The organism is Mycolicibacterium sp. XJ879 (genome assembly GCF_053483935.1).
Genome location: NZ_JBEFTH010000005.1, coordinates 43,746 through 56,466, shown reverse-complemented (window position 1 = coordinate 56,466; position 12,721 = coordinate 43,746). Strand labels below are relative to the sequence as shown.

The following is a 12,721-nucleotide window of genomic DNA, read 5'->3' as shown; positions in this document are numbered from 1 at the left end:
TCTCGACGGTGTCTCAAGGACACGAGATCCTGGAGAGTAAGGAGACATCATGGCCGACACCCGCACCCATGTCGTTGTACTCGGCGGCGGATATGCCGGAACCGTCGCGGCCAACCGGCTGCAGGCCGACGGGAACTGCGACGTCACGCTGGTCAACCCGCGACCCCAGTTCGTCGAACGCATCCGACTGCACCAGTTGGTCGCCGGAGTCGACGACGCCGTCGTCGACTACGCGGAGGTGCTCGGTGAGGGCATCCGGTTGGTCACGGACCGGGCCACCCGCATCGACGCCGCGGCGCGCATCGTGGCCCTGGAATCCGGCGACACGCTGGACTACGACTACCTGATCTACGCGGTGGGCAGCGGCGTGGCCGCCCCGACCGTTCCCGGAGCCGCCGAATTCGCCTATCCGATGGTCGAATTCGAGCACGCCACCCGACTGCGCGCCGCACTGGACGACGTCGGCCCCGCCACTCCGATCACCGTCGTCGGCGCCGGCTCGACGGGCATCGAGACGGCCGCCGAACTCGCCGAGCAGGGCCACCCGATCACGCTGGTGTGCGGCGGCGAGCTGGGTCCGTACCTGAGCGCATCGGGCCGACGTTCGGTCGCGCGGCGCCTCGCCAAGCTCGGTGTGACCGTGCTCGACGGGCCGGGCAGTACCGTCACCGCCGTCACGCCAAGCGCGGTGACGCTCGCCGACGGCCGTGAGCTGCCCAGCCCGATGACCGTGTGGACGGCCGGTTTCGGCGTACCGGATCTGGCAGCCGCCAGCGGGTTGAGCACCGACGCGCTGGGCCGGCTGATCACCGATGAGACGCTGACCAGTGTCGATGACGTGCACATCGTGGCCGCGGGCGATGCGTCCGCGCCATCGAACGAGCCGCTGCGGATGTGCTGCGCGTCGGCTGCCCCGCTCGGCGCTCAAGCCGCCGACACCGTGCTGGCCCGGATGGCGGGCACCGCGGCGCCGCCGCTGAGCGTGGCGCTGGCCGGGCAGTGCATCAGCCTGGGCAGCAAGGCGGGCATCTTCCAGCTGTCCCATACCGACGACACGGCGACGCGGCTGTACATCGGTGGCCGCGCCGGCGCGGCGCTCAAGAAGACCGCGTTGCAGGCCTCGGTCAAGTTGCTGGCCCGCGAAGCGCGCAAGCCCGGCTCGCTGCGCTGGCTCAAGAGCGACAAGCGCAAGCAGCGCCTGGCCAGCACCGAGACGGTCACGATGTCATGAGCTCTCACGAAGAGCATGCCGAGCGGTTCACGCTGCTGCGCCCGCTGTTGTTTACGATCGCCTACGAAATCCTCGGTAGTGCAACCGAATCCGACGATGTGCTGCAGGACAGCTACCTGCGGTGGGCCGAGGTGGATCTGGCGACGGTGCGCGACACCAAGGCCTACCTGGCACGGCTGGTCACCCGGCAGGCCCTCAACGCGCTGCGGACGAGCAACCGCCGCCGCGAGGACTACGTCGGCCCGTGGCTGCCCGAACCGCTGCTGCTCGACGAGCACGACGCCGAAGCCGACGTCGTGCTCGCCGAATCGGTGTCGATGGCGATGCTGGTCGTGCTCGAGACGCTCACCCCCGACGAACGCGCGGTGTTCGTACTGCACGAGGTGTTCGGGTTCAGCCACGACGAAATCGCTTCGACCATTGGCAAATCGTCGAACGCGGTGCGCCAGATGGCCTACCGCGCCCGCGAACACGTGCAGTCGCGGCGCCGGCGGATGGAACCCGTCGACTTCGCCACGTCGGTGCGTGTCACCGAACAGTTCATGACCGCGGCGGCCACCGGCGACATGGAGCAGCTGCTGACGATGCTCGCACCCGACGCGACCTGGACCGCCGACAGCGGCGGCAAGGCGCCGGCCGTGCGTCGTCCGGTGGTCGGCGCGAAGAAGGTGGCTGCGATGATCGTCGCGTTCATGCGCCACGGACCCGAGCGGGTGCCTGCGCTGCGCTTCGAAACGGTCAACTGCAACAACACCCCGGCGATCATCGTCTACGACGGCGACGAGGCGCTCGGTGTGTTCCTGGTCGAGATCGTCGACGCCAAGATCACCAACTTCTACGCGATGGCCAATCCGGAGAAGCTGGCCGGGATCGCCCGGCCGCGCACGATCCGCCGCTGAGGGTGTGGCCTGCGTCACGTCCTGTCACATCCGGGCGGCTTGCGGTGTCTAGAGGGCAGAACCCGTTGAGAGGAGCAACCATGACCGACAAGCGCGCACATGTGATCGTCATCGGCGGCGGGTATGCCGGGGCGTTGGCGGCCAACCGTCTGCGAGGGCGCCCGAAATCAATCCCCGGGTCGCTCCGCTCCTGCCCGCCGGACGTCGACGTCACCCTGGTAAACCCACGCCCCCAGTTCGTCGAGCGGATCCGGCTGCACCAGTGGGTGGCGCGCAGCGGCGAGGCCACCGTGGACTTCGGCACGCTGCTCGGCGACGGTGTGCGGCTCGTCGTCGACACCGCCACCCGCATCGACACCGCGTCGCGCACCGTGGCGTTGGCGTCGGGCGACACGCTGGCCTATGACTACGTGATCTACGCCGTCGGCAGCACCGGCGCCGTAACCGACACAGTGCCCGGTGCGGCCGAATTCGCCTATCCCATCGGGGAATTCGAGCTGGCTCAGCGACTGCGCGCGGTGCTGGACGAGCTGCACAGCGACGCGCCCGTCACCGTGGTGGGCGCTGGGCTCACCGGTACCGAGACGGCGGCGGAGTTGGCCGAGCAGGGCCGCAACGTCACGCTGGTCTGCGGCGGTCGGCTGCTACCGAGCCTTTCGGAGCAGGCGCGACGCTCGGCGGCCAAGTGGTTGCGCAAGCACGGGGTGAAAGTCCTCGAGTCCGACGTGGTGACCGAGGTTCGATCCGACGCGGTGGTGTTCGCCGACGGCGCGGTACGTCCGAGCGCGTTGACCGTGTGGACGGCCGGCTTCGGAGTGCCTGCGCTCGCCGCGCAAAGCGGCCTGCGCACCGATGCGCAGGGCCGGTTGCTCACCGACGAGACACTCACCAGCGTGCAAGACCCGCGCATCATCGCCGCGGGCGACTGCGCGTCCCCGTCGGACGCGCCGCTGCGGATGAGTTGCCAGTCGGCCTCGCAGCTGGGACCGCAGGCGGCCGACACGGTGCTCAGCCGGATCGCAGGCACCGAACCCGCGCCGCTGCAGTACGGCTTCGCGGGATCCAACGTCAGCTTGGGCCGTCGCGCGGCGGTCATCCAGTTCGCCCGTCAGGACGACACCGCGGTGCGGTTCTACGTGCCGGGGCGGCTTGGTGCCGCGATCAAGGAGGCGGTCTGCAAGGGCACGGTGTGGGGGATCCGCCGGGAGGCCCGCAAGCCCGGTTCCAGCTTCTGGTTCAAGGGTGGCCCGCGTCCCGAACAGCCAGCGCACACCGGGGTAGCGTCGGTGCGATGAACACCGGGCCGGGTGACGTGGGGGTACCTCCCGCTTTCGGGGGACACGTCGAGCGGTTCACGCAGCTGCGTCCGTTGCTGTTCACGATCGCCTACGAGATTTTGGGCAGCGCAACCGAATCCGACGATGTGCTGCAGGACAGTTACCTGCGTTGGGCGGAGGTCGACCTCGCGACGGTGAGCGACACCAAGGCCTACCTGGCACGGATCGTCACCCGGCAGGCGCTCAACGCGCTACGTGCCCAGTCGCGTCGGCGTGAGGACTACATCGGCCCGTGGCTGCCCGAACCGCTGCTTCTCGATGCCACCGATGCCTCATCCGATGTGATTCTCGCGGAGTCGGTTTCGATGGCGATGCTCGTCGTGCTGGAGACACTGAGCCCCGACGAACGTGCGGTGTTCGTGTTACGTGAGGTGTTCGGCTTCAGCCACGACGAGATCGCCTCGACGATCGGCAAGTCCGCCGTCGCGGTGCGGCAGATGGCGCACCGCGCCCGTGCGCATGTGCAGTCACGCCGTAAACGGTTCGAGCCGGTCGACCCGAAGCTGTCGGCGGAGATCACCTCCCAGTTCTTCGCGGCGGCCGCGAGCGGCGACGTGGACGGGCTGCTGGAGATGCTCACCGACGACGTCACATGGACCGCGGACAGCGACGGCAAGGCCAGCGCGGCCCGCAGGCCGATCGTCGGCGCCGAAAAGGTCGCCAGGGTGCTCGTCGGGCTGATTCGGGCCGCCGGGGACCGCGGCCGCGTCGAACCGGCGATGTACAACAACGCCCCAGCGCTCAAGCTCTACCTCGGTGACAGCTTCGAAGGGGTCATCACGGTGGAGATCACCGACGGGCGGATCTCCAACTTCTATGCGATGCGCAACCCCGACAAGCTGGCCGGGGTCGACATCCCCCGCACGATCAGCCGGTAACTTCCTGGCGCGAGAAGACGCAAAAACCCCCAAAAAGAGGCTCGGAAGGGGGATTTTGCGTCTGCTCGCCGAACACAGCAAGCTTGACCGGTGCGGATCGAACGGCTCGGCGACCTGGGCAGCGCCCCTGCGGTGCTGCGCACCCTCGGTTACGCCACCGCCCGGCGCGGCATGCCACCGCCGGGCGCGCTGATCGGAGAGTGGTTCGAGTCGCGCGCCGTCATCGCGCCGTCGCTGGCGACCACACCCGTTCCCCCACCCGCCGTGTTCGACGTCGCGCCCGGTGCATCCGGCGGCGCGGTCGGCGGCGGGTGGTTCGGCTACCTGTCCTATCCCGACGCCGGCGCCGACGGAGCCGGGCCACGCATCCCGGAGGCGGCAGGCGGCTGGTCGGACCACGTGCTGCGCCAAGACCGCGACGGCCGGTGGTGGTACGAAAGCCTTTCCGGCGCAGGGCTTTCCGGATGGGTGATTGACGCGCTCGGCACCGAAGTGACGTCGCGGCGTTGCGAGGTGGTGTGGGACGAGGCCGACCGAGACGCGCACCGCCGTGGCGTGTCGGCGTGCCTGGACGCGATCACGGCGGGCGAGGTCTACCAGGCGTGTGTGTGCACGCAGTTCCGCGGCCGGGTCACCGGTTCGCCGGTGGACTACTTCGTCGACGCGGTCGCACGCACCTCCCCCGCCCGCGCGGCGTACGTCGCGGGCGACTGGGGCGCGGTGGCGTCGCTGTCACCGGAGCTGTTCCTGCGCAGGCGCGGTGCGGCGATCACGTCCAGCCCGATCAAGGGCACGCTCCCGCGCGATGCCGATCCCCGCGCGCTGCGCGCGTCGGCCAAGGAGGTGGCCGAGAACATCATGATCGTCGACCTGGTGCGCAACGACCTGGGCCGCGTCGCGATCACCGGATCGGTCACCGTGCCGGAGTTGCTTGCCGTGCGGCCCGCGCCCGGGGTGTGGCATCTGGTGTCGACGGTGACTGCGCGGGTGGACACCGCCATGCCGATGACCACGGTGCTCGACGCGACGTTCCCGCCCGCCTCCGTCACCGGCACACCCAAGACGCGGGCGCGGCAACTGCTGCGCGGCTGGGAACCGGTTCGGCGCGGAGTCTACTGCGGCACAGTCGGTTTGGCGTCACCGGTGGCTGGTGTCGAGCTGAACGTGGCGATCCGCACGGTGGAGTTCGACGCGTCGGGCAACGCGGTCCTGGGCGTCGGCGGTGGCATCACCGCCGACTCCGATCCCGAACGCGAGTGGCAGGAGTGCCTGCACAAGGCGGCGCCGATCACCGGGTCAGCTGCGCGACCGCAAGACCGCGTCGTAGAGCTCACGCCGTGACGGCGCCCCCGGATGCGCGGCGACCACCTCCGCGCACGCATCCTTGACGCGCACACCGTCGTCGACCAGCTTGTGCACCTCGGCCACCAGCGTCTCGAGGTCGGCCCGCGGCACCGCGCCGGCCAGCACGACGGTGATTTCGCCGAGTACGCCGTCGGCCGCCCGGTCGGCGAGTTCGGCCAGCGAGCCGCGCAGCACCTCCTCGTGGGTCTTGGTCAGCTCCCGGCACACCACCGCGCGCCGCTCCGCACCGAGGACGTCGACGGCGTCGCTCAGCGTCGCCGCCAGCCGGCGCGGCGACTCGAAGAACACGCAGGTGCGCTGCTCGACAGCCAGCGTGGTGAGCCAGGTTCGGCGCGCGGCCTGCTTGCGCGGCGCGAAACCTTCGAAGCAGAACCTGTCGGCGGGCAGGCCCGACACCGCGAGCGCCGTCGTCACCGCCGACGGCCCGGGTAGACAGCTGACCGGCAGGCCGGCATCGATACAGGCCGTCACCAGGCGGTAGCCCGGGTCACTGATCAGCGGCATGCCGGCGTCGCTGACGGCCAGCACGGTCGCGCCGCCGCGGATGTCGTCGACCAGGCGCGGCACCCGGGTCGCCTCGTTCTGGTCGTAGAGGCTGATGACCTTGCCGACCGGTTTGACCTCCAGCGCGGCGGCCAGCGTCCGGATCCGGCGGGTGTCCTCCGCCGCGATGACGTCGGCGCTGGCGAGCGCCCTGACCAGCCGCGTCGAGGCATCCAACGGCTGCCCCAACGGCGTGGCAGCGATCAACAGCCGGCCGACACTCATGCCCGACAGCCTACGATCGCAGGCGTGACCGCCCCCGCCACCGATGCTCCGCGTGCGGTGCCGGTCATCAGCCCGGCGCCGCAGGTGCCGGTCGCCGACTTCGGGCCCGTCGACCGGTTACAGGGCTGGCTGATGACGGCCGTCATTGCCGCGTTGGCGGCGGTGACGCGGTTTTTGAACCTGGGATCGCCGACCGACGCGGGCACCCCGATCTTCGACGAGAAGCACTACGCGCCGCAGGCGTGGCAAATCCTGCACAACCACGGTGTCGAGGACAACCCCGGCTACGGCCTGGTGGTGCATCCGCCCGTCGGTAAGCAGTTGATCGCGATCGGACAGGCGTTGTTCGGCTACACCGGGCTGGGCTGGCGGTTCTCCGGCGCGGTGTGCGGCGTGATCATGGTGGTGCTGGTGGCGCGCATCGCGCGGCGGCTCAGCCGGTCGACGTTGGTCGGCGGGATCGCCGGGCTGCTGGTGATCGCCGACGGGGTCAGCTTCGTCACCTCGCGCACCGCGCTGCTCGACGGGTTCTTGACGGTGTTCGTGGTCGCGGCGTTCGGCGCGCTGATGGTCGACCGCGATCAGGTGCGCGAGCGAATGCACATCGCGCTGTTCGAGGGTCGCATCAGCGAAACAGCCTGGGGGCCAAGGCTTGGGGTGCGCTGGTGGCGGTTCGGCGCGGGCGTGCTGCTCGGGTTGGCGTGCGCCACAAAGTGGTCCGGCCTGTACTTCGTGGCGTTCTTCGGCGTGATGACGTTGGTGTTCGACATCGCCGCGCGCCGCCAGTACCGGGTGCCGCGGCCGTGGCTGGGCGCGTTCCGGCGCGACCTGGGGCCGTCGCTGTATGCGCTCGTGGTGATTCCGTTCCTGGTGTACGTGGCGTCCTACACGCCGTGGTTTGCCTCCGAGAACGCGATCGACCGCCACGAGGTGGGCCGGTCGATCGGTGAGCACAGCGTGTTGCCGATCCCCGACGCGTTGCGCTCGCTGTGGCATTACACCTACGGCGTGTACAGGTTTCACTCTGGCCTGACCAACGCCGACGGCAACCACCACCCGTGGGAGTCCAAACCGTGGGCGTGGCCGATGTCGCTGCGGCCGGTGCTGTACGCGATCGACAACCAAGATGTGCCGGGTTGTGGCGCGCAGTCGTGTGTGAAGGCCGTGATGCTGGTCGGCACCCCTGCGATGTGGTTCCTCGCGGTGCCGGTGCTGGGGTGGGCACTGTGGCGTGCGTTCATCAAGCGCGACTGGCGTTTCGCCGCGGTGCTGGTCGGTTACGGCGCTGGCTTTTTGCCGTGGTTCGTTGGCATCGACCGGCAGATGTACTTCTTCTATGCCGCGACGATGGCGCCGTTCTTGGTGCTGGCGATCGCGTTGATCCTCGGCGACATCCTGTACAAGCCGCGGCAGAACGCCGAACGACGAACGTTGGGGCTGCTCGCGGTGAGTTTTTATGTCGCGCTTGTCCTTACGAACTTCGCGTGGCTGTTCCCGATCCTGACGGGCATTCCGATCTCGCAGGAGACGTGGAACATGCAGATCTGGCTACCCAGCTGGCGTTAGTTCCGTTCGCGAAACGTACACCACGGTCGTCGTTGGCGAGTTATCCACAGCCCTGGTGTAAACCTCGCGAATCGAGGGCAGAGTTGTCGGCGCTCCTGGCCAGCATCCGTGGCATGGAAAAAGCATTCCTCGGCGCCGAACTACTAGGCAGCGGTCTGACGCGAAGCCAGTTGCGCTGGCGCTACAAGGCCGTCCACCCTCGCGTCTACGTGCCGTGCGGTACTCCGCCTTCGGTGCATCTCGACGCACACGCGGCCTGGCTCTGGACGGATCGCCGCGGCATCGTCGCCGGTCGCGCCGCTGCTGCATTGCATGGAGCGAAGTGGGTCAACCCGGGCACGCCGATCGACATGATCGCTCCGCGTGAGCGGCGGCGGCCACGTGTAGTCCTCCGAAATGAACGGATCGACTGGGACGAAATCTGCGAGATCGGCGAGCTCGCGGTCACCACGCCGGCACGCACGGCATTGGACCTGGCTCGACACCTCAACCGCGACTTGGCCGTCAGGCACCTCGACGCGCTGGCTGCGGCGACCGGTGTGACAGCTGACGACGTGGCTCCGCTCGTCGAGCGGTATCGCGGCTGGCGGTGGATGAAGCGGGCCCGCATTGCACTGGATCTGATGGACGGCGGTGCTCAGTCGCCCAAGGAGACCTGGCTGCGACTGCTCGTCATCGACGCCGGATACCCGCGGCCTCGCACCCAGATCCGGCTTCACGACGGCTTGGTTGGAGGAGCCGAGGCGTTCCTGGACATGGGTTGGGATGAGCCGATGATTGCATTGGACTACGACGGTGAACAGCATCAGACGGATCGTCCACGATTCGTCCACGACATCGGGCGAAACGGGTTCGTGGAGTCTCAAGGTTGGCTCGACATCCACGTCGTCAAGGAGCACAGCCGCGGGTTCATATTGCACAGACTGCGAGAGGCCGCCGAGCGTCGCCGGTGGTTTCCGCTCGCGAGGCGTACACCAGGGCCGTGATCACGCGGGGTTCGACGGCCCTGGTGTACGTCTCGCGAGGCACGAAAAAACTACAGCGGGTCGCGGGCGGCGGGACACGACATGCACCGCGGTCCGCCGCGGCCGGTGCCCAGTTCGGCCGCCTCGATTGCCAACACCTCGATGCCGGCATCGGCCAGCCGCGCATTGGTTTCGGTGTTGCGCTCGTATGCGACCACGACCCCGGGCGCGAGCGCCAACGTGTTGTTGCCGTCGTCCCACTGCTCACGCTCGGCAATCACCGGGTCCAGACCCGTCGCGATGACCCGCAGCCGCTCGATACCCATCGCCTCGGCCGCCGCATCCACGAACGGCACCGCGTCGTCGATGCGCACCCCGCCGCTGCCGTTGCGATGAATCGTGTACGCCGACAACGAGTCCACCACGCCCGGATACATCACCACCGCGTCGACGTCGACCATCGTGCACACCGTGTCCAGGTGCATCTGCGCGCGTTGCTGGGTGATCGGCACAGCCAGCACGGTGTGCGCCAGATCGTCGTCGAACAGGCTGCGGGCCAACGCTTCCGCACCCGCGGGCGTGGTGCGCTCGCCCACCCCGACGGCCACCACACCCGACGCCAGCAGCAGCACGTCACCGCCCTCCACGGGAGCCGACCGGGATTCGTATGCCCGCCGCACCCCCAGGAACCGAGGGTGATGCGCATAGATCACATCGGTCAGCGACGTCTCGCGCACCCGCGCAGGCAATGCCAGCGAGGTGATCGCCACCCGCGGGCCGATCCAAAACGACGAGTCGCGGGTGAACATCAAGTTCGGCAGTGGGTCGATGACGAAGTCGGCGCCGTGGTGCATCTTACGCACCAGCGACAGTTCGCTGTCGCGGAACGGCAACTCGTTGAACGTCATCCCCGCCATCAGCACCCGCGCCAGCGGCGCTGGGTCCAGACCGCGCAGATACGCCGAGAGTTCTTGTGCCAGCGGCAGTCCCAACCGCCTCGGGTCCACCGCCGCGGCGATACCGTGCATCCTGGCGGCGCCGCTGTGCGCCAGCGCCTCGGTCAGCAGGTCGGCGAGCCGCAACACCTCGACGCCGCGCGACTGAAGCAGCGCGGCGAACGCGTCGTGCTCACGCTGCGCCCTGGCCACCCACGGCACACCGTCGAACAGCAGCGCGTCGTTGTTACGGGGCGTCAACCGCTGCAGTTCGGCGCCGGGCCGGTGCAGGATCGCCACCCGCAGCGCGCCGACCTCGGAATCGCATCCCAATGCAGCACCCGTCACGTTTAGCACCGTAGCGCCACGCGCCACCTCAACTATTGTTCAGGTCATGGAGCGCATCCCTGAACTGACTCCCGGCGAGATGTCGGTCCGCAGCGGCGTAGCGGTGTCGGCACTGCACTTCTACGAACGTGAGGGCCTGATCACCAGCCGGCGCACTGCGGGCAACCAACGCCGCTATGCCCGCGAAACCCTGCGCCGCGTCGCGTTCATCCGGATGTCGCAGCGGTTGGGTATCCCGCTGGCGCGCATCCGGGAAGCGTTGGCGACCCTACCCACCGACCGCGTTCCGACCAGCAAGGACTGGGGCAGGCTCTCGGCGGGCTGGCGCGAGGACCTCGACGACCGGATCCTGCACCTGCAGCGGCTACGCGACAACCTGACCGGATGCATCGGCTGCGGTTGCCTGAGCCTGAAGACGTGCGCGTTGACCAACCCCGACGACGTGCTCGCCGAACACGGCCCCGGCGCTGTCCGGCTCTGATGCTTCGAACGCTTGTGCGATAGACTCGCGGGTATGGAGCTGGCGCTGCAGAGCTCGCTGTTCGAGCACGCCGAACGACGGCATCTGGGCCACGGTGCCTGGATCGATTTCCGGTCCGGCTGGCTCGAAGACGCCGACGAGCTCTTCGAGAAACTGCAATCCGTGATTCCCTGGCGCGCCGAACGCAGGCCGATGTATGACCGCGTCGTCGACGTGCCGCGGCTGGTCAGCTTCCACCACCTCATCGAGGAGCCGTCGCCGCATCCCCGGCTGAAGCAGATCCGGCGCCGGCTCAACGACGCCTACGCCGGCGAACTCGGCGAACCGTTCACCACCGCGGGGCTGTGCCTGTACCGCGACGGCAACGACAGCGTGGCCTGGCACGGCGACAACATCGGCCGCAGCAGAACCGAGGACACCATGGTGGCGATCGTGAGCCTCGGCGCCACAAGGACTTTCGCGCTGCGCCCGCGGGGCGGGGGTAAGTCCCTCCGGCTGCAGCACGCGCACGGCGACCTGCTGGTGATGGGCGGCTCCTGCCAACGCACCTGGGAACACGCGGTGCCGAAGACCACCAAACCCACCGGTCCGCGCATCAGCATCCAGTTCCGTCCGCACGACGTGCGCTAACCCCTGACCGCGGTCACCGCCTCGACGAGCAGGTCGCGGGCGCGCTGGGTGTCGACCGGCGCGACGGGTGTGTCGGGCAGCACCAACGGGTTCGCGGTGACGATCACCAGGAAGCTGCCGAAGCTCGCCACGTAGTTGTAGAGCTCGCCGGTGCCGGTGTTGGTCTGGAGTATGCGATGAGTGCCCACGGTCTGCGCACCATCGATCCGCGGCACCTCGGCCGTCTCGACCAGCCCGCGCACCCCGGGGCCGACGAACCCGACCTTGGCACAGTTTTCAGCCGGGGCGTCGACGTCGGCGGCCTCAGACGTCTCGATCGCGATGGTGATGAACCGGTTGCCCGCGCCCTCGGCGGTGACGGCAGCCATGTTGCCCTTGGCCCCGGCGGGCACCATCTGCCGGTTGGCGAATGAGGCGCAGTCGGCGGGGTCGAACGTCATCCCGGGCGGCAGCGCCTGCGGGCCCAGCAGCCGCGGGTCAATCCCGCTGGGCCCGACGTCACTCACCTCGAACTCCTGGCCGAAACTGGACCGCACATCCAAGACCCGGGCGATGTCGGCGTTCGACAGATCGGCTTCCCCGCTCGTACACGCCGCCAGTAGTCCGACGCACGCGAGCGGGACCATCACCCTGTTCGACATCGCCGCACACGCTACCCGCCGAGCTGCGCTCAACCCCGCAACGCCGACACCGTTTCGACCAGCAATCCGGCGGCGAAATCCTGTCCCAGTTGCGGATTCGGCGATCCCGGGTCGGTGACGACGACGACGAACGCGACGTGGGAACCCAGGTAGGCGGTGACGGTGTGGGCATAGGAGCGGGTCTGGGTGCCGCCCTCGACGACGGTGGTGGAGTCGGTGACGGTGGCGACCGTGGTCGCATGGGCGACGGTCGGCGCCGGTGCGATCGTGACGATGCCCTGACCCTGCCCGCCGGACACCGTCCAGCGCAGGCACTCGTCGGGCAGTGCGGGGTCGAGGCCCACTGGATGCGGCGCGCCGAGCACGACGGCGTAGACGATGCCGCCCGGCCCGGAGGCCGACCATCCCGCTGTCGTCGTGGCCTCGGGGATCGGGTCGGCCAACGCCCCGCACTGCGGCGGATCCGCTGTCCATCCCTCGCCGTAACCCCACAGGGCGGCGGGCGCTGTTCCGTCGGCGATGCCGGTGAACTCGTAGCCGGCCGGAAGGTCACCACGGACGCGGTCGATGCGGGCGGGGTTGACGCGCAGCTCCGTCGTCGACGTCGGCGTGGGCACGGGAGGTGTCCCGCACGCCGCCGCGGCCAGCGCCAACGTCGCGACCATCGCACGCAACAA

General features: G+C 69.0%; 13 protein-coding genes. 9 read left to right on the top strand and 4 right to left on the bottom strand.

Features of this window, described 5'->3' with window-relative positions:
* The first annotated feature begins 49 nt into the window (after positions 1–49).
* The 5 genes from ABQF13_RS13110 (at position 50) to ABQF13_RS13090 (ending at position 5,686) form a co-directional block, all read left to right on the top strand.
* The gene (locus ABQF13_RS13110; RefSeq protein ID WP_448393193.1) at positions 50–1,231 is read left to right on the top strand and encodes an NAD(P)/FAD-dependent oxidoreductase; all 1,182 of its coding nucleotides are present in this window, start codon (positions 50–52) and stop codon (positions 1,229–1,231) included.
* Positions 1,228–2,130, top strand: coding sequence for an RNA polymerase sigma factor SigJ (sigJ, locus tag ABQF13_RS13105; protein WP_448393192.1), 903 nt, complete (start codon positions 1,228–1,230; stop codon positions 2,128–2,130). Before ABQF13_RS13110 ends, sigJ begins: the two co-directional genes overlap by 4 nt.
* An 80-nt stretch (positions 2,131–2,210) precedes the next feature.
* A complete protein-coding gene (locus ABQF13_RS13100) occupies positions 2,211–3,425 on the top strand; it encodes an NAD(P)/FAD-dependent oxidoreductase (protein WP_448393191.1) in 1,215 nt (404 codons plus the stop codon).
* Positions 3,422–4,345, top strand: a complete 924-nt coding sequence (locus tag ABQF13_RS13095) for an RNA polymerase sigma-70 factor (RefSeq protein WP_448393190.1) — start codon at positions 3,422–3,424, stop codon at positions 4,343–4,345. Before ABQF13_RS13100 ends, ABQF13_RS13095 begins: the two co-directional genes overlap by 4 nt.
* A 90-nt stretch (positions 4,346–4,435) precedes the next feature.
* Complete coding sequence (locus tag ABQF13_RS13090) at positions 4,436–5,686, top strand: aminodeoxychorismate synthase component I (protein WP_448393189.1); 1,251 nt, start codon at positions 4,436–4,438, stop codon at positions 5,684–5,686.
* Here ABQF13_RS13090 and rsmI read toward each other — a convergent pair.
* Positions 5,642–6,478 (bottom strand): 16S rRNA (cytidine(1402)-2'-O)-methyltransferase, encoded by an 837-nt coding sequence (gene rsmI / locus ABQF13_RS13085; RefSeq protein WP_448393188.1) that lies wholly within the window; start codon positions 6,476–6,478, stop codon positions 5,642–5,644. The two genes, ABQF13_RS13090 and rsmI, sit on opposite strands and share 45 nt — an antisense overlap.
* 24 nt (positions 6,479–6,502) lie before the next feature.
* Here rsmI and ABQF13_RS13080 point away from each other — a divergent pair, with 24 nt between their 5' ends.
* Together ABQF13_RS13080 and ABQF13_RS13075 are read left to right on the top strand one after the other, a co-directional pair.
* Positions 6,503–8,044, top strand: a complete 1,542-nt coding sequence (locus ABQF13_RS13080; RefSeq protein WP_448393187.1) for a dolichyl-phosphate-mannose--protein mannosyltransferase — start codon at positions 6,503–6,505, stop codon at positions 8,042–8,044.
* Between the two features lie 113 nt (positions 8,045–8,157).
* On the top strand, positions 8,158–9,030 hold the full coding sequence (locus ABQF13_RS13075) for a type IV toxin-antitoxin system AbiEi family antitoxin (protein ID WP_448393186.1): 873 nt from the start codon (positions 8,158–8,160) through the stop codon (positions 9,028–9,030).
* Positions 9,031–9,080: 50 nt separating this feature from the next.
* Here the strand turns inward: ABQF13_RS13075 and arcA are convergent, their stop codons facing one another.
* Complete coding sequence (gene arcA, locus ABQF13_RS13070) at positions 9,081–10,292, bottom strand: arginine deiminase (protein ID WP_448393185.1); 1,212 nt, start codon at positions 10,290–10,292, stop codon at positions 9,081–9,083.
* A gap of 46 nt (positions 10,293–10,338) precedes the next feature.
* On the opposite strand from arcA, the gene soxR reads away from it, so the two are divergent.
* Together soxR and ABQF13_RS13060 are read left to right on the top strand one after the other, a co-directional pair.
* The gene (gene soxR, locus ABQF13_RS13065; protein ID WP_448393184.1) at positions 10,339–10,773 is read left to right on the top strand and encodes a redox-sensitive transcriptional activator SoxR; all 435 of its coding nucleotides are present in this window, start codon (positions 10,339–10,341) and stop codon (positions 10,771–10,773) included.
* Positions 10,774–10,806: 33 nt separating this feature from the next.
* A complete protein-coding gene (locus tag ABQF13_RS13060; RefSeq protein WP_448393183.1) occupies positions 10,807–11,403 on the top strand; it encodes an alpha-ketoglutarate-dependent dioxygenase AlkB family protein in 597 nt (198 codons plus the stop codon).
* On the opposite strand, the gene ABQF13_RS13055 is transcribed toward ABQF13_RS13060, so the two are convergent.
* Positions 11,400–12,044 carry a DUF5642 family protein gene (locus tag ABQF13_RS13055; protein ID WP_448393182.1) on the bottom strand — a complete coding sequence of 215 codons (645 nt, stop codon included), beginning with the start codon at positions 12,042–12,044 and terminating at the stop codon, positions 11,400–11,402. The genes ABQF13_RS13060 and ABQF13_RS13055 overlap by 4 nt on opposite strands.
* A gap of 29 nt (positions 12,045–12,073) precedes the next feature.
* Positions 12,074–12,709, bottom strand: a complete 636-nt coding sequence (locus ABQF13_RS13050) for a DUF5642 family protein (RefSeq protein ID WP_448393181.1) — start codon at positions 12,707–12,709, stop codon at positions 12,074–12,076.
* Positions 12,710–12,721 lie beyond the last annotated feature (12 nt).

What these genes read in the sequence shown, in the direction of transcription:
- ABQF13_RS13110 (WP_448393193.1), top strand. Translation starts at nt 50, where the DNA reads ATGGCCGACACCCGCACCCATGTCGTTGTACTCGGCGGCGGATATGCC.
- rsmI (WP_448393188.1), bottom strand. Translation starts at nt 6,478, where the DNA reads ATGAGTGTCGGCCGGCTGTTGATCGCTGCCACGCCGTTGGGGCAGCCG.
- ABQF13_RS13075 (WP_448393186.1), top strand. Translation starts at nt 8,158, where the DNA reads ATGGAAAAAGCATTCCTCGGCGCCGAACTACTAGGCAGCGGTCTGACG.
- ABQF13_RS13055 (WP_448393182.1), bottom strand. Translation starts at nt 12,044, where the DNA reads ATGTCGAACAGGGTGATGGTCCCGCTCGCGTGCGTCGGACTACTGGCG.
- ABQF13_RS13095 (WP_448393190.1), top strand. Translation starts at nt 3,422, where the DNA reads ATGAACACCGGGCCGGGTGACGTGGGGGTACCTCCCGCTTTCGGGGGA.
- ABQF13_RS13050 (WP_448393181.1), bottom strand. Translation starts at nt 12,709, where the DNA reads ATGGTCGCGACGTTGGCGCTGGCCGCGGCGGCGTGCGGGACACCTCCC.
- ABQF13_RS13060 (WP_448393183.1), top strand. Translation starts at nt 10,807, where the DNA reads ATGGAGCTGGCGCTGCAGAGCTCGCTGTTCGAGCACGCCGAACGACGG.
- sigJ (WP_448393192.1), top strand. Translation starts at nt 1,228, where the DNA reads ATGAGCTCTCACGAAGAGCATGCCGAGCGGTTCACGCTGCTGCGCCCG.
- soxR (WP_448393184.1), top strand. Translation starts at nt 10,339, where the DNA reads ATGGAGCGCATCCCTGAACTGACTCCCGGCGAGATGTCGGTCCGCAGC.
- ABQF13_RS13100 (WP_448393191.1), top strand. Translation starts at nt 2,211, where the DNA reads ATGACCGACAAGCGCGCACATGTGATCGTCATCGGCGGCGGGTATGCC.